Here is a 16,415-nt window from a genome sequence, read left to right as displayed (position 1 = left end):
TTTCCCACTCTCCCTCAAACCCTGGAAATCTCAAATTTGGAAAATTATTTACACTTTTATCTTGTTTTGCCATCTTGGTTATCTATTGTTACTGCTATAAACATTGAGGATTTTTTACCTTGTTGTCCTATTTACCTTTCTTTTTATTTTCTTTCAATAGGTTTTTCTCATCACTGTTCATTTTTCGTTGTAGTTTTTTTACATCTTCAGCTGGCGGTAGGTTCTCGGGTACAATTCCTCTTTTGGTAAGCATATCTCTTACGGCAATATTATTATCTATATGTTCCTTTTCAATTTTTGTTTGTCCTTTTAGATCTTTGTTTTGTACATTTAATCCTGTCATTTCAGCTGCCAAATCTTTTGCTTTGATGCTGATTGTTGGAAGAAAATCCGCAACAGGACGATTAATAGGCATTCCCATTTTCTTTTTTAGCATAAGCGTACTCAAACGGAATAATGCTTGGTCTCCCTTACTTCTTATTATCGCAAAACCTTGGTTGTCAACTCCACGTTCGTACAAAATTCCTGAAAGTTGTTTTTCGGTTTGGCTTAATTTCTCTCTCGCTTTTATACGTTCATATTCCAGAAGTCTTTGCTCTACTGTTTCGGCTCTACGTGTTTGTACTGCAAAATAATTTTGCGCAAATGCAATTTGTTCTTTCCTACTGTCACCATTTTGCGCAATTAGATAACAAGCATATCTGGTTAATGCAATATCCGAAATAGCTCTTTCTGCTTCTGATCCTATCTCTACCATTTTCCTGACATCAGGAAAATGGTTTTCCACTACTTCTCCTGCATTTTTGCAAGCGTCTTTTGCTTTTTGAATTACTTTCTCAAAGTTTTCCCACTTGCTATAGCCAAGTAAGAATTGTAATTCTCTCGCACTCCAACATTCCACACCTTCTAATTCAGAAGCTACCGCTTCAAATTGTACGAATAATTGTTGTATTTCTTCTGATTTCATAATTCAGTATTTTATTAAAAAACTAATCCCAATTCTTTTAGATAAACATTTATTTCGTCATCAAGTAGAGAACGTTTGGCTTCCAAATCTTTGATTTCAGCCATTACTGCTTGAATGTCAATTTCCTCTTCCTCCTCAAAAGTATCTACATAACGGGGAATATTTAGATTATAATCATTCTCGGAGATCTCCTGCAAAGTTGCAAGGTGAGAGAATTTTTCTTCTGACTTTCTATCCTGGTACATATCAACTATTTTATTGATATGCTTTGGAAGCAATACATTTTGATTCTTCTGTTTTTCAAATTCCTTGCTTGCATCAACAAATAGGACATCTTCGTTTTCTTCGCGACATTTTTTAAATACTAAAATGCACGTGGGAATGCTTGTTCCAAAGAAAATATTGGCAGGCAAACCAATCACCGCATCCAAATAATTTTTTTCTTTAATTAAATATTTTCTGATTTCCAATTCTGCAGCACCACGGAACAAAACTCCGTGTGGCATTACAACCGCCATTATTCCGTTTTCATCAAGATGATGAATCATGTGTTGAATGAAAGCGAAATCTGCTTTGGAAGCAGGCGCTAATCTCCCGTACTGGGAAAAACGTTCATCTAAAAGCAACAATTCATTACTGCTCCATTTTGCAGAAAAAGGAGGATTGGCAACAATTGCATCAAAAGTTTTGTCCAGATGTTGCGGTTTTTCGAGTGTGTCTTCCTGTTTAATATCGAAATTACTGTAATTCACACCATGCAAAATCATATTCATCCGAGCCAAATTGTAAGTGGTTCGATTCATTTCCTGTCCGTAAAAATCGCTTACTTTGGCTTCGCGAGCAACACGAAGCAATAACGATCCACTTCCGCAAGTCGGATCATAAACTGATTTTAACTGCGTTTTTCTACTCGTAACAATTCTCGCCAAAATAGTAGAAACTTGTTGAGGTGTGTAAAATTCTCCCGCTTTTTTTCCTGCGCCACTTGCAAATTGGGAAATAAGATATTCATAAGCATCACCTAAAACATCTGCATTGCTATCGGAAAGATTAAAATCGATTTCATCAAGATGATACAAAACTTTAGAAATTAACGTATTTTTTTCTACTTCTGTTTTACCAAGTTTCGAAGAGGTTAGATCCAAATCTTCAAAAAGATTATCAAAATCATCTTCACTGTCGGTACCAAGTGTGGATTGCTCAATATTGGTAAGGATTTTTGAAAGTTCGGGAAGTATAAAATTAGATTTGCCCTCTTCCTTTCCAGAACCTTTTTTAGCAATATTACTGAAAAGTTCAGAAGGTTTCAGGAAATATCCCAAATCTTCTACCACTTCATCATAGATTGCTTGTACAATTTCTTTGCCTGCTTCAGTGGATTCATCCACATCATTATAGTCGATTTCTTCCCCAGAATCTATTAAGATTTTATTGGCTGCAAAATGAATTTTTTCTGAAAGGTATTTGTAAAAAATAAATCCTAAAATATAATCCCGAAATTCATCAGCATCCATTTTCCCTCTGAGTGTATTGGCAATGTTCCAAAGTTGCTGCTGCAACTGTCTTTTTTGTTCTTCTGACATGTTTTTTATTGAGATTCCCAAATATAGAGAAAATTGGGGCTAATTAGGTAAATTAGGTATTTCAGAATGTTTTTTTATTTTGAAATACTAAAGATTCTTGTATACTGTCGTTATCAAATTATGTTATAATGAACTTTATGGGGCGCTTTTCACAAAATTTTCAAAGTAAAATCGATCCTATTTTATCATAACCTAATTTCATTTCCAACCATCTTCTTCCTATTGCGATATAAAGTTTAGATTCAAGTGCAAATCTCCAAACAAAAACTGAAATCAGATTCTACTGAAATTCTGCAAGCTAATACTCAATAATACGCTATAGAAAATCAATAGAATTTGAGATGTCAATTATAAAATTTTATTAATTCTTATTTGAGTCAATTATATTATTTTTCATTTCTTTTTCCTTTTTTCATCACTTATTTTTTGCATAAAACTTGATTTTTTAGATTTATCTATGTAGCCCAATTCTTGCCTTATATTCGCTAATATTTTCAAATAGAAATCATCCAGCGTTTTTCCGTTATTTCGTAAATGGAAGTATGACATGATCTTGATGAAAGATAAATCTTTAGTATAATTAAATTTTGTGGTTTTTAAATACTCTTCGATTATTATCGGATAATCCGCACCTCTTATATCGCTATAAATATAAATAGATAGAAATCGTTCAAAATCTGAAATATTCACTGTTTTTTTATCTTCCTCAATTTTACTAATTATTACTGGTCGTAGTTTTTGTGTGCCGAGCCAATTATAAATGACGACTTGATGAATTAGTGGAATTACTCTGATAAAAAGATTAAAATTTATATTTTTAGGAAAATTCTCTGGTTGTTTTTGAAATTTTAGATAATGCATAATTAAAGAATCTCTATACAGCATCAAAAAAGAAATTGAACTTAATAAAGTTGTTTTATATGCCTTTTTCTTCGAATCAAAACTATCTACGTCTTCACTATTCTTTAATACATTACATGCTAGTTTTAGAATTTTATCGATCTGAATATTATCCTTTTGTATATTGGTCTCTTTTTTTTCTATCGTTTTAGAGACAGGGATTTTAGATAAAGTGTTATCAAAAACATCTTCCAATTGTTTTTCTGTTAATTTTTGATTAGACTTTTTTTCATCAATTTGAAAAGTAATAGATGTTTCTTTTTTGGACTCTAATACTTTATCAACTTTTTCATGATTCTCCCTAACATCATCATTTATATCACCAAACGCATCAACAAGTTTAGCTTGAACAAAATTCAATATGTCTTCATCATCCCTTTTTAATCCCGTATAATAAGTGATTTCATTAATAAAACTTAAGTAATTATCATCGGTAAACACATGTTTTTTGAACTTACTGTCATAATCAAACTGTAGCGATAAAAAATAATGAAAGAAAAACGCAGACTTAAATTTGATTTGATTTTCATCTTGATAATTTAAAATACCCCTTTTGATAAAATCTCCTAAAACTTTTTGAGGCTGTCCCGGAAATCTCGATTCTAAATACTCTTTAAAAAACTTCAGTAATTCCACATAATCAATTGAATAATTATAATCTTCATCTCCATTTTCGTACATAAACCGTGCAACAAACGAAAGTAATCTCTTTTTATTTGTGAAGTCGAAAGTTTCACTGTAAATGTTTTCAATATTTGTTTTTTCTAAAAGATTTTCAATAAATAATTCTACTAAAACAGAGTTATTTATTGGTTTCTTTTCTTGTTTTTCAAAAATCCATAAAAATAGCGTTACAGATAATGGCGTTTTTGGAAGACCAAAATCTACAAAACTCTTTATCAATTTTTCCATTTTATCTTGTAAATCTATCTCTTTACCATGATGCCATTTCTGAATAAGTTGTTTTATTTCTTTACTAGAGAAATTTTGAATAAACGCAATGTTTGCATTGAGTATATCATTATGATCCAGATATTCTGTAGGAATAACATTCTCTAATACTAAATCACATGAAGTTATAAGTTGTATTTTGGGAAATTCTATTAATAATTTTTTAAGATTTTCAATTTTTTCTGAAAATTTATCATTGAAATTTATATCATCTATAAATAAATATACTTCATTATTTTGTAAAAATTCTTCTATTTCTTTTGGTGATATAGCAAGAAATTCTCTTATTATTCTCAAAATTTCATTTGACTTAAAATCACTAAATTTAAGCAAAACTGGAAACTTCTTGAAATAATTAAATCTCTTTATAGATTCAAGAAACATTTTATCTAATAGTAAAGTTTTCCCCGACTCTTTAACTCCGAAGATTATAAAATTCTCATTACTTCCTAAAATTTTGTCGATGGAATATGTAATTGTTTCCTCTTCACTTAATGTTCCTTGAGGGTTATTTAAAATTGTAGGCTCAACAAAAAGATTATCAATAGAACAAATGACATCTGTACTACTTGATGACATAATAATATCATCATTTAATTTTTCTACAAATCGACTTTCTATAGTTTGTATAATTTTTTGTTTTTCTTCAAAAACAATAAGTTTTTCATCTTTTAAAATTTGAAATTTTTTTGAACCATCCTCTGTACCAATATCAGTATTTGGTACAAACTTCTCGTGTATTTCAACGTATTTTCGATATTGTGTTGTAATTTCTTTATTTGGAATTAAATCTAAAATTGTATAACCATTGACAAACTTTCGTTCAATTGGACAATCTCCAATTGTTGAATTGGCTATTGAAATAAATATATTCCCTAACAAATCTTGTGTGTATAATGATGATAATTCATGAACATGACCCGTGAAAAGAGCATCATAGTTTTTATATAATGATAACTTTAAATTCTCTTTATCAAATTCTTTTAGAAATTCAATTGGATGATGACAAAGCGCCAGTTTTACGTTACAATGACGAATCTGCTTGAGTGAATTATCAATTTGATTTTTACCAATAAGTAAACTCTCCTTATCTGCATCATCCTTACATAGCCAAGAAGAATTTATACAAGTAATTCCCACTTTAAGATTATCTATGGTCAATATAAAAGAATTTTCAAAATTGGATACATCAATAGTATTATATTTACTATAAAAACTACTTTCCCATTTTTTATAATCTTCTAAACGCTCTAAATGTTTTGAATTTACTCTATTTTCAATGACAAAATTATCTAAACTTTGGGTGTCAATTAGTTTACTTTTTATACCAATTTCTCCAAATTCATCTATCTTGTATCTAAAAACATCATGATTTCCAGGCGTCAAAAAGATCTTTCCTTTTAAATTGGGGTTTTCAGATATAATAATATCTAAAAAATTTTCTTCAAAAAACTTGAAAGCGTTTGGCTTATCCTCAAATAATACCGCGCCTTTATCAATCAAATCACCAGTAAAAAAAAGTAATGTTTCATCATTTACAAATTTTTTTAAATCAAGAGCCAATGCAACTATCAAATTTTCTTTTTCTGTTGAGAGCTTTTCACTTTCTAGATGTAAATCAGATATATGTATAATTCTTATCATGTGCTTTTAAATTTTTGGAAGAAAACATTTTAGTTAGCCAAATATACGACTTTACTAAAATTGTATGTAATATTTCTACTCAGCACTAGGAATAAATGTTGAGCAGCAAGTTTTGGATTTGATTAAAGATGATTCGAAAATTACTATTGGTCAAATGGGTTAAAGCTTAAGTATTTCAGTTCGCACGATAAATAGGATTCTTACTGATTTAAAAGATCAAAATATCATTAAAAGATCTGGTAGCAAAAAAGAAGGGTTTTGGGAAATACTGTAGTTTTTGGCACATAAGTGGCACAAAAGAATTTCGATAAATTGCTTAATGACAGGCATTACACGCCATACGATTTTTATTTCACATAAAGTGCCACGCTAAAATGGCACATAAGAAATACTAATTTATTGGGAAGTAAGTCCGTTGTAAGTCCGTTCACTTAAATCATTATTTCTTCTTTCAAAAAGATCTCTTACCGCCTCCTCTTCTTTTTCCACCAATCATCCTCCTGCGGTGCAACAAAAGTTGGTTTCAAAACATCTTCAATCAGTTCTTCTGCAACTTCTAAAATAGTATCTTCTGCCTTTTTGGAGGAAATTGTTATGGTTTGATTACGTGAATTTAAATCGCCAATATCAGCAAAATTACTATCAATTGCAGAAAGTGAAAATCCACCGAATTTCTTATTAAAAAAGCCATCTTTTGGTTGGTTTTGTACATTTTGATAGATTTTATTTATAAAAACATCTTGAATTTCATTTTTCTGATTTGATTTGTATTCTCCTTTGTATTGAAACCTCATTTTGAAACCATCTTGCTGCATTTTTTGTTGGAGGTCATTCAAATTTTTAGCAGTCTGTAGATTTTTCGAAAACGTTTGTTTAATCTCAAAAAGCAATTTAATTTCTGAAATTTTTAATTTATTTGAAATTTGAGAAAGCGTGTAACCTGCTTTGTATTGTCGCTCTGTATTAGGGTTCTTGTCTTTTTCCATAATGATTCGCATTCCAGAAATGCCATCTTTTACATTGGATGAAAGTTGCACATCAAAACCTTTTGCTTTCATTTTTGAAATTAACTCTTCAAAATTATTGGATGTTCGCAAAGATTCTGTAAGGTTTTTCATCATTTCTGCTTTCTTCTCAATTCCAATTTCAACATCGGTTTTCAGATTTCTTTCCTTGCAAATTTGGCGGACTGCTTCACCGAATCTTTCTCCAATTCTATGCGATTTTACCGTGCATTTTCCATGAATATTCATTCTATTCACCACAAAATGAATGTGTTTTTGTTTTGTGCTATTATGAATATCCAAACGGAATTGGTTAAGTTCTGTAACGCCAACTTTCTTCAATGCTTCAATCGCAATGTCGGTCAATTCTGAATCAGAGAGCGATTTTCCAATTTCTTCTGGAGGCGATATATATCCTGTTAACGCCCATTTCTTCACTTTGGAATTTCGATCTGCTACGATTTTCATTTCCTGAAATTGATCTTCTGGTTTGCTGCCCAAAAGAAAATTAACTGCCGCAAGTTTAGCCATTCCTTTGTCGTTTCCGTTGTATTCCAAAGCGATTTTTGAAATCATTCTGGTTGTTGCAGAATTGTTCATTGTTTGTTTCTTTCGTCCATTTTTGAATATAAATATTGATACATCAAATCATTTGTAGCTTCAATTTTTGCTAAAATTTCTTTCTTATTTTCAAACATATTCCATTCTCGATGACGCATAAGATTGGTGATTTTTTTAGAATTATTTACATATTGAAGCAAGATTTCGTCAATTTTAAATTCATTGATTTTCAGTTCTTTTCGTAGGTGAATCATTCTTGAATAAGCAGATAATTTCAGATTAAATTTTTGTGCTTTTTGCTGGCTATCTTTATACTCCAAATCCGACAATCGAAATGAAATTATCTTAGATAATTGCTGTTTAGATTTCAATTTCAAACCTCCTTTTCGACCAATTTCTTGGAAGTGTTTTTTTCTTTTTTCAGCATTGATTTTTCGCTCGTTTTCTTGAGCCATTTTTTCAATAAATATTTTTAAATTGTCTGTTTTCATTTTTTTTTATTTTTTACTCATTTTTATTTTAATTGTATTTCAGACGATAGGAAGAAATCAAAAACATCCATTTTTTGCAAAAAAGCGTGACGCGCTTTTTGTAAACAATGGGTACTTTTTGCACTAAAATTCTACCATATTTTACCCTAATTCATTTTACGCAGGTTCCGTACAGTAGACCTGTATTCAAATTACTCACGTTTTTATCCTAGTCGTATTTTACCATTATTTTTAACCTGTTACTATTTTGTTCACCTTCGACTGTATTTTATTTCTCTCTCAATTAATGGATTTTTATGAATCAACCAATCATTCAAATCCTTAAAATCGGAATATAAAACCCGACAATCTTCTGCTTCATTATTTTCATTCTTAATGATTTCAACGGCGCGATTTCCGGCTGCGTCATTGTCAAAATAGAGGTCTATTTTTTCATAATTTTTAAGTGAATTTTTAATCTTATAAATCATCGAAACTGAATTCAAAATCATGTAATCTGAAACTTCATTTTCTAATGATTTTTCAATATTTTTAAAAGAGAGAAAATCAAAAAAACCTTCAAAAATCAGAAGTGATTTTGAGTTATTTTTTATGGTGGTAATGTCTTTTTTGCCTAAACAAATTTTAGAATAAGCATTCCGAATTTCATATCCATCGGAATCATTTTTAAAAGCAATTCCAAAATATTTCTTGTCATTCATTTGATAATGAATTTCCTGAATCAAGTGTTTTTGATTTTCCACTTTTCTGCTTTTTAAATATTGTAACAAAGCAGGATGCTGAATTTCTTTCACCTCTAATATTTTATAAGTTTTGGAAAGGTTGAATAATTTATAATTACCGGATTGCTGGTGAAAAGAAGAAAAATTCTGATTTTCTGCCCAGTTTAAAACTTCAGATATGGAAGCGTTTAAATATCTCTTCATAAAATTGATATTATTTCCACCAATTCCTTCGGAAAATAAATACCAGTAATTGAGGTTTTTATTAATTTTAAAGGAAGCGTCGATTTCTTTAGAAAAAGGATTTATAAACCATGCTTCTTTTTCATTTTGTTTTGTGGGAAAATGTCCAAGAGATTGCAGGACTTCTTCTACCGATATTTTATTAAATTGTGTGCAGTTCATTGCGGTAAAGTTTAGGGGTTGAGTTTTGGGAAAAGTTTGATGAATTGATGAGGAAACGCTGTATTTAATTGTATATCATACAGTTATACACTCATCAAACGCTCATCATCTCATCAAACTTCAATTTATTTGCTCATCAAACGCTCATCAAAAAACAAGATTTTTAAATTTGATGAGTACTTTGATGAGTTGTAAGTCATTGATTTTCTTTTCATTATCAATTATCTCATCATTTCATCAAATTTTTCAGAAATAAAATTCCTTTCTATGGAAAAATAGCGACCTGTCTTATTCTGTTGAAAAAAACTTCCGCCATAATCCATGTCGTATTTGATGTAAGCCAAAGAATTTTGTTGCGGTTCGAGTTTCCAGATTTCCTTTAATAATTTTCGAACATCATTGATGGTCCAGTAACTGCTTTTGAACATTTTATTGAGCATATTCAGAATGTCTTGCGGAATCACATTGATTTCTTGATCTTCTACACTTTCAAAAAATTCAAACAAAAGTTCTATAATTCTGGATTCGAGTTTATTGTTATTTTTCCAAACTAATTTTTGAAGTGCAGTTGTTCTAATTTCTGTATGAGTGAACCACATTCTCGTTTTCTTGTGGCTGTAAAATGGTCTTTGAATTAAATATTTAAGGAAATAAGGGATTTCACAATTCAGATTTTTAAGAAATTCTGTGTTTTCAGATTTGATGGGTTTTATTTTGATAATCCAGAACCGGATTTCATTTTCATCAATCTGAATGAAATTATCTTCATTATTGGAACAAAGAATAAACTTGGCGAAAAAATCGATTTCTTCTCGGTCTTTTCCTTTGGCTTCTTTTTTATCTTTATCAGTTGTGGAAAGGTATTTCAGTCGTTCTGTAATCTCTTTTTTATCGAAAAAAACTTCATCAATAGCAACGATCAACATTGAAGTCCAATCTGCATTAAACTGACTTCCGAAAGAATCTCCTTTGATGTATGTCATATTCAAGCCAAAAATCGCTTTCAACCATTTGATAAAGGTCGTTTTTCCGGTTGCTCTTTCTTTACTAACCAAACAAAGTATCGGCAGAATTTGCGTTGGAAACATCAATAAAATTTTCAAATAATCTAAACCGAGTTCTAATTGTTCACCAAAAATATGATCCATAAAATTTAAAGTAAATGGAATTTTTTCTTTTAAATCATGAAGTTCTAAATTCTCATCATATGGTTGATACGGGATTTCATTGTACATATTATAAAAACCTTCCACCACTTTTTGATAATTTAAATGATTCGGAATACAACAAAATCCATCATATTTTGGAATCACAGAAACATAGGTTTTACCGTGATCGCTCACAATGGTTTCCCGATTCCAACGAACTAAAATTGAAATTTTATCGCCAGAAATCAACGGTTTCTCTATGGTTTTGTAATACGAAGTTCCGACTCTTAAATAGGGGGTTTCTTGTGACATTTTTGTAGGTTTAATTCGTCCGACTATTGCTAATTCGGATTTTATTGAGGAAAATTTAGGTGTGAGTTTTAGGAATTAGATGCGCTTGTTTTTCCCGTACTGAAGTAGTTCTTTTTTAGAATAAAAGAATCTTCCATTGAAATTGTAGTGCGGTAAATCTTTATTTTTTCGCCAATCAATGATTGTTGGCATTGAAATGTGCAAGAATTTTGCAGCTTCGCTTTGAGAAATTAGATCTTCTGGTTTTTCACCTTCAGATTCTATTGGTAATCTAAAGTCTTTTGCTTTGTTGAGAATTATTTCCACAGCCTTTTCAAGATCGCTCTTGGAATGTGAATAAAGTTGTACCGACATATTATTGTATTTTAAATTTGTTTAAATTCTAATGCAATATTATCAGTTTAATATCTATTAATCAAATGGTTACATTTACTTTCCAACCATCCAGATGAGTCCAGATTAATCCAGACTAGACTTTTTTATTTCTTTTCTAATCCAGATTAAGCCAGATTAGCCTTTTTTAGAAATTAAAAGTTTAACTGTTTTTAACTAAATAGATTAAAGTTTAACTCATTTTAACAGTTGAAATAAAAGATTAAATTCAATTTATTATCCCCATGCTTTATCCATTTGTTCATCCGTAAATGCTTCGGTAACTTTCATATATTTATCTAAAACCGCATCTTTTTTAATATTTGCAATTTTCTTGATGGCTTTTGGTTCCATTCCTAAAAGAAGAGAATTGGTAATGAAAGTTTTTCTTGCAGTATGGCTTGTGATAAATCTATGTTTCGGTTGGGTAAGAGATTTTTTCTGATTTCCCACAAACCAATGAATTGTAAATGACTGGTTGATTTCTGCCAGTTCGCAACAATCTTTGATGTATTCATTAAATTTCTGCGACGAGATTACCGGCAATGGTTCGTAGATCGTGCCTTTATATTTATTTAAAATCTCTTTTGCGTATTTGTTTAGTTTTATAGCGTGATTTTGTGTTTTAGTTTTCTGGATAGAGATCACAATATGATCATCAGAAATATTAGCAAGGTGTAATTTCGAAAGATCTGAAAAACGTAATCCTGTAAAACAGCCCATGCAGTAAAAATCCCGAACCTGAGATAGTTTATCGCTCTTCATATCTTTCTTATAAAGTTTCATCAATTCTTCGAATGACAAATAAATGATATCAATATCGTGATCGGAAGCTTTAAATTTCTCAAAATCTCGCGTGGTATTGTATCCTTTATCAGTCGCCCAGTTCAGAAAAGACTTAAGAACCTTGATTATTTTGCAAAAATAATTTTGCTTAATTTCTTTTGTTTTGTAAGAATAATCGCGTAATAAATCAAAAAAATCTTCATCAATAATATCAAATGTTATTTTAAATCCTTTCTCTCTAGCAAAAATCTCAATGTAATTTCTGACAGTAACTTGGCCTTTGATGGTATTGTAAGTTTTAATTGGTTTTCCCTTGTCAATATAATCATCAAAACATTTGAAGAAATCTAATTCGGGAGAAACTGTTATCTCTTCCTTTGATTCATATTTTTCCAGAAAAAGTTTCTTGGAAAATTCCAGCTTGTTTATTCTAAGAAATAAGAATATGTCACTTACTCTACCCTCTAATTTTTGTAATTCATCATTTATAACTTGATAATTATTATCTTCTCTCTTGTTTCCAGGCTTAACTCTGGAACCATTCCAAAAAACTTCTTTCGTGCTGAAACCTGTATTTTTACGAATTCTTATTCCTTCAGCCCTCACAACGATCTGGATAGGAATTAAACCATCTTGTGTTACTTTTTCTTTTCTTAATTCAAAAGTGATCTTCATTATCTAATAAAATTAATTAAAACTGGTTAAAGGGTGGCTAAAAGGGTGGTTAAAACTAAAATAAAACAAACTAAATGTGATGAAATAATTTAAAATTAACCACACTTTATATCAATAATAGCGTACTATTATAACGTAAAGGTAACTAAATATTATGAAAAAATAAATGCACCTCCGTCCGAGGTACTTTAAAGCCTTGTTAATCGATTGATTAGCAAGGCTTTTCTATTTTTCATACCACTCTTTTTGGGCAATATTCCATTAGATAAAAAAATCAAAGCCAAGGGTTCCGCATTTTTAATCTGCTAATGGTACTTTTTTTGTTGGTTCTAATAAAATCAAAAATCATGGGCAATCACAATTTAAAGACTTTATCAGAAGTTTTGACCATTTTGGCAAAACGGGGAATCACCAAAGAAATTTGTATGAATGACGAAAAGCAAATGGTATTGGGAGAAAATGAAAAAACCTATCTACCGGAAGATTTATGCATAATAAAATCGTACAGATTTGAAGGAGATAGCAACCCGGATGACAACGCTGTGCTTTATGTACTCGAAGATAAAGAGGGTCTCATTTCGACCATCTTAGATTCTTATGGCAGTGAAAGCAATTATACCGGCGAGGAGTTTGATGATTTCCTCCGAAAGATACCCGTAGAAGATAATCCGGAATACGATTTTCAGTAAAATTATAAAATCCGAATCGCTTATGTCGAATCGGATTTTTTCTTGAAAAGATTATTGAAAAATCCCGTTTCTTTCTTTTCCTGCACTTTTCCTTTAATATTTTGAATCTTTTTTTTCACTTCCGTTTTCGTTTCTTTCAGCTCAATTTTATTTTGTTCCAAGGCAGATTTGGTATTGCCAATCGTGTTTTTAATCGACTGTTCTGTTTTCGGTGCATTTTTACCGATGAGCGTTTTCTTTAAGCCCTGTTCAATTCCGCGCCAAAATAAATTAAAGAAGGATTTTGTTTTGTCCCGTTCTACAGGCTCAACTTCTGCCGATGCTGGGAAATTTCCAGAATTGGAGGTCACAAAAATGTTCGTAATTGCAGAAAGGATTTTGTCTTTTTCTCCTGTCTGTTTTAAAATGGTAATTTTTAAATTTTGGTGAGCCATTTTTAAACTACCATGGATATCATGTTTTGAGCCTTTAAAATCGAAAATCAAATCAGAAATTAAACCTGTCGCACGAATTTTCAAGTAGGGTTCAATAAAAGGATTAATACGTGATGCTGCTAAGTCAGAAATATTTCCGGAGATTGCAAACGCATCATTTCTATTCGCCGTATCAAAGCTCCATTTCACCTTCATTGGCGAAACGTCCATAAACTTACATTGTATCGTGATGGGAACAATCGTAGGCTTTCCAGCCATTTTCGCCGAGTTGATATTTTTAGCGTTTAAATGAAAATCACTAAAGCTTAATCTTCCGGGACCATCACTTTTCTTAGTATCTTCTTCGTAGACCAGCAGTGCGTTTTTAATATCTAAATTTGTAATGAAAACCGGGAATTTTATGGATCGCAATAATTGCGAATACATTGGCTTTTCTGTTAAATCATCGGCAGGAATTTTACTGCGGAAGATCTTGGCGTCTACTTTATTTAACGTTACATTTTCAAGATTTAGAAATTTACTTTCTGCAAATAAATCCCATTTTCCTTTGGCGGTAATTTGACTCGCTTTCAGATCATATAAATCTTTTTCAGTAGGAATCATACGGATAAATTGCGCGCGCGAAACGGAAGGTTTCATCGCAAAATTAGAAACCTCGACTCCATTTTTATTTAATTTTAAAAGCGAAGCAGAGAGGTTATAGAATTTGGTTTTATAAGTAAAATTTCTGGTAGTTAAACTGTAAAAACCTGTTTTAAAAGGAATTTCATCTTTGATGGTTTGCGAATTCATTTCGATGTTTTGAATATTCGCATTCAAATCTTTAAAAACCAATGGTTGATTTTTATGGTCTACAACCAAATTAGAATTCTTTAAAACCACATTTTTAACCAGCAAAGGAAATTGAATCTCCTCAAAAGTCGGTTTCCTTTTTTGGGTATGATCAGGAGTTTTAACCGTTCCGTTTAATTCATGGACGAAAAGCTTTTGAACATTTAATTTCAATTTATTATCAATAAATTCCCAATCATTTATTTGAAGTTGAACGCGCTGTACCTCAAGATTCAAACTTGTTTTTTGCGCACGATTACCCCTAGGTTTTACGGAAATCAATTGTAAATCTGCAGATCGTGGTTGAAGAGATATGCTGGAAGCTTTTATAATTTCATGATCTGAATTATAATTGATGTTTTTTCCTTTGATCTCAAAATTTTCATATTTAAAAGGAATATTTCCTTTTGCTGTTTCATCATTCATCACCAGCCGGCTGATGTTCATCGTAAGATTTTCAACCGAAAATAAAGGCTGATTAACGGATTTTAAAATACTAATTTTTGCATTATTCAGCAGTACATTGCCTAAATCGACATTATAAGTGAAGCTTTTCTTTTTTTCCTTCGATTTTTCACTTGTGGTAAATATCACCACTTCCGGCGTTTCAAATTTTACATCACTAAGAGCAAGCTTTTCATTTTTAATAAAGAGGTCTTTAAAACTCATCTCCATGGCTTTTACATCAAAGAGATTTCGCTTTTTAGGATAATATTTTAGAAAATTCTGATAAGATAATAAGGGAACCATGGCAAATCTTTTGACTTTCATTTGTCCGTTTTCTGTTGAAATCGATTGAGCGGTAAATGCATAAACGTTATCTGGTCGAAAAAAGATATTCTTTCCTTTAACATGGTATTTTTCAAAAGCAAATGGCAATTGTTTATCAAGGGATTTTTCGGTCATTTTAAGATTCTGAATATTCAAATCCAATTCTTTTACCGATAAAAACTTCTGTTTGGTATGTCTAAAAATCTGAATGTTCCCGTTGCTGATTTCAATATTTTTAAAACGAATTGGATTGGTCTTCTTCCCGGTTTTTTCATCAATGGGTTTCGCCAGAATTAGATTAAGGTTTGGGTTCTTGAGCGATACATTTTCTGTGGAAATCTTGTTTTGGAAAATCAATTTATAAATTCCCAAGCGTGAAATCGCAAGTGTATCTACAGTTCCTTGTAATCCAATTTTATCGGTGCGGTCTGGATTCTGAGTGTTAATGGTGATTCCGGTTGACCGTATGTTGCCGGTACCAACATCAATATCCAACGATTGATAAGTAATGATATATTCCGAATTATTTTTGATGTATTTTGGCAAGTTATTTTTGAGCCAGAAATTCAGTCCAAAGTTAAAAATGAGAAAAAGCAACAGCAGAATCCCAAAAATGATTGAAAATAAACGGATATATTTTTTCTTCATCTATCTTAAAAATTACATTAGTATTTGGCCGGTTTTGGAGGAAGTGACGGTTCATTAACTTGGTTGTAAATTACAGCAGGCCTTTGACTATTTTCGATTACTGTTTTTTTATTGATGTCTGATTTTAATACTTTTCCTTTTGCATCAATCTGAAAATAGGAGTTTCCCTTTCTAGCATAAATTCTGGGTTCATCTTTATTATATCCGTAGAAATCACTTGCATTGGGATAAATTTCATCATAAATAAAATCGCACAAAACCTTTCCGTCTTCCGTTATGATTCCTTCTTTCCCATTTTTCTTAGCGAATATTAAGCCATTCAAATATAGAAACTTATCATAAACTGGTGGAATCGTTACTTTAAAAGATTCGTGATCAATCAAACCTGTTTTTTTATTCTTTACAATAAACTTAGAATACCCGTTGTGCATTTAGAAATATAGGAAAAAAGATTGTTCATTTGATTAAAAAATCGTATATTTACCTGACTACCAATCACTTAAATACATGAACAATCTCAT

The 16,415-nt window shown here is 30.9% G+C and carries 12 protein-coding genes; 1 reads left to right on the top strand and 11 read right to left on the bottom strand.

Annotation, left to right across the window (positions count from 1 at the left end; genetic code table 11):
* Nucleotides 1-127: 127 nt before the first annotated feature.
* The 9 genes from dinD to QWY78_RS07365 form a co-directional block, all read right to left on the bottom strand.
* Entirely contained in the window at nucleotides 128-967 is an 840-nt protein-coding gene (gene dinD / locus QWY78_RS07405) for a DNA damage-inducible protein D (protein WP_290218137.1), read from the bottom strand.
* 14 nt (nucleotides 968-981) lie between these two features.
* Entirely contained in the window at nucleotides 982-2,550 is a 1,569-nt protein-coding gene (locus tag QWY78_RS07400) for a type I restriction-modification system subunit M (protein ID WP_290218135.1), read from the bottom strand.
* Between the two features lie 393 nt (nucleotides 2,551-2,943).
* Nucleotides 2,944-6,045: a metallophosphoesterase gene (locus tag QWY78_RS07395; RefSeq protein WP_290218130.1), complete on the bottom strand. Its 3,102-nt coding sequence runs from the start codon at nucleotides 6,043-6,045 to the stop codon at nucleotides 2,944-2,946.
* 464 nt (nucleotides 6,046-6,509) lie between these two features.
* Nucleotides 6,510-7,649, bottom strand: coding sequence for a relaxase/mobilization nuclease domain-containing protein (locus QWY78_RS07390; protein WP_290218127.1), 1,140 nt, complete (start codon nucleotides 7,647-7,649; stop codon nucleotides 6,510-6,512).
* Nucleotides 7,646-8,101 carry a plasmid mobilization protein gene (locus QWY78_RS07385; RefSeq protein WP_290218124.1) on the bottom strand — a complete coding sequence of 152 codons (456 nt, stop codon included), beginning with the start codon at nucleotides 8,099-8,101 and terminating at the stop codon, nucleotides 7,646-7,648. Before QWY78_RS07385 ends, QWY78_RS07390 begins: the two co-directional genes overlap by 4 nt.
* 251 nt (nucleotides 8,102-8,352) lie before the next feature.
* Entirely contained in the window at nucleotides 8,353-9,228 is an 876-nt protein-coding gene (locus QWY78_RS07380; protein ID WP_290218121.1) for a DUF8464 domain-containing protein, read from the bottom strand.
* 221 nt (nucleotides 9,229-9,449) lie between these two features.
* Nucleotides 9,450-10,688, bottom strand: a complete 1,239-nt coding sequence (locus QWY78_RS07375; RefSeq protein ID WP_290218119.1) for a primase-helicase family protein — start codon at nucleotides 10,686-10,688, stop codon at nucleotides 9,450-9,452.
* Nucleotides 10,689-10,763: 75 nt separating this feature from the next.
* Complete coding sequence (locus QWY78_RS07370; protein ID WP_290218116.1) at nucleotides 10,764-11,042, bottom strand: helix-turn-helix domain-containing protein; 279 nt, start codon at nucleotides 11,040-11,042, stop codon at nucleotides 10,764-10,766.
* 255 nt (nucleotides 11,043-11,297) lie between these two features.
* Nucleotides 11,298-12,521, bottom strand: coding sequence for a site-specific integrase (locus tag QWY78_RS07365; RefSeq protein WP_290218111.1), 1,224 nt, complete (start codon nucleotides 12,519-12,521; stop codon nucleotides 11,298-11,300).
* 347 nt (nucleotides 12,522-12,868) lie between these two features.
* On the opposite strand from QWY78_RS07365, the gene QWY78_RS07360 reads away from it, so the two are divergent.
* Nucleotides 12,869-13,210 (top strand): hypothetical protein, encoded by a 342-nt coding sequence (locus tag QWY78_RS07360; protein WP_290218108.1) that lies wholly within the window; start codon nucleotides 12,869-12,871, stop codon nucleotides 13,208-13,210.
* 20 nt (nucleotides 13,211-13,230) lie between these two features.
* Here the strand turns inward: QWY78_RS07360 and QWY78_RS07355 are convergent, their stop codons facing one another.
* Both QWY78_RS07355 and QWY78_RS07350 read right to left on the bottom strand, forming a co-directional pair.
* The gene (locus QWY78_RS07355; protein ID WP_290218103.1) at nucleotides 13,231-15,894 is read right to left on the bottom strand and encodes a hypothetical protein; all 2,664 of its coding nucleotides are present in this window, start codon (nucleotides 15,892-15,894) and stop codon (nucleotides 13,231-13,233) included.
* A 17-nt stretch (nucleotides 15,895-15,911) separates the two neighbouring features.
* On the bottom strand, nucleotides 15,912-16,325 hold the full coding sequence (locus QWY78_RS07350) for a WG repeat-containing protein (protein WP_290218101.1): 414 nt from the start codon (nucleotides 16,323-16,325) through the stop codon (nucleotides 15,912-15,914).
* Nucleotides 16,326-16,415: the final 90 nt, after the last annotated feature.

This window comes from Kaistella yonginensis, assembly GCF_030409525.1.
Lineage (GTDB): Bacteria > Bacteroidota > Bacteroidia > Flavobacteriales > Weeksellaceae > Kaistella > Kaistella yonginensis.
The sequence above is the reverse complement of the archived record's forward strand: the minus strand, read 5'-3'. Positions and strand labels throughout refer to the sequence as shown.

Bases quoted from the DNA above. Each gene is read 5' to 3' on its own strand.
- QWY78_RS07370 (WP_290218116.1), bottom strand. From the start codon at position 11,042: ATGTCGGTACAACTTTATTCACATTCCAAGAGCGATCTTGAAAAGGCT.
- QWY78_RS07385 (WP_290218124.1), bottom strand. From the start codon at position 8,101: ATGAAAACAGACAATTTAAAAATATTTATTGAAAAAATGGCTCAAGAA.
- QWY78_RS07380 (WP_290218121.1), bottom strand. From the start codon at position 9,228: ATGAACTGCACACAATTTAATAAAATATCGGTAGAAGAAGTCCTGCAA.
- QWY78_RS07400 (WP_290218135.1), bottom strand. From the start codon at position 2,550: ATGTCAGAAGAACAAAAAAGACAGTTGCAGCAGCAACTTTGGAACATT.
- QWY78_RS07390 (WP_290218127.1), bottom strand. From the start codon at position 7,649: ATGAACAATTCTGCAACAACCAGAATGATTTCAAAAATCGCTTTGGAA.
- dinD (WP_290218137.1), bottom strand. From the start codon at position 967: ATGAAATCAGAAGAAATACAACAATTATTCGTACAATTTGAAGCGGTA.
- QWY78_RS07365 (WP_290218111.1), bottom strand. From the start codon at position 12,521: ATGAAGATCACTTTTGAATTAAGAAAAGAAAAAGTAACACAAGATGGT.
- QWY78_RS07360 (WP_290218108.1), top strand. From the start codon at position 12,869: ATGGGCAATCACAATTTAAAGACTTTATCAGAAGTTTTGACCATTTTG.
- QWY78_RS07375 (WP_290218119.1), bottom strand. From the start codon at position 10,688: ATGTCACAAGAAACCCCCTATTTAAGAGTCGGAACTTCGTATTACAAA.
- QWY78_RS07395 (WP_290218130.1), bottom strand. From the start codon at position 6,045: ATGATAAGAATTATACATATATCTGATTTACATCTAGAAAGTGAAAAG.
- QWY78_RS07355 (WP_290218103.1), bottom strand. From the start codon at position 15,894: ATGAAGAAAAAATATATCCGTTTATTTTCAATCATTTTTGGGATTCTG.
- QWY78_RS07350 (WP_290218101.1), bottom strand. From the start codon at position 16,325: ATGCACAACGGGTATTCTAAGTTTATTGTAAAGAATAAAAAAACAGGT.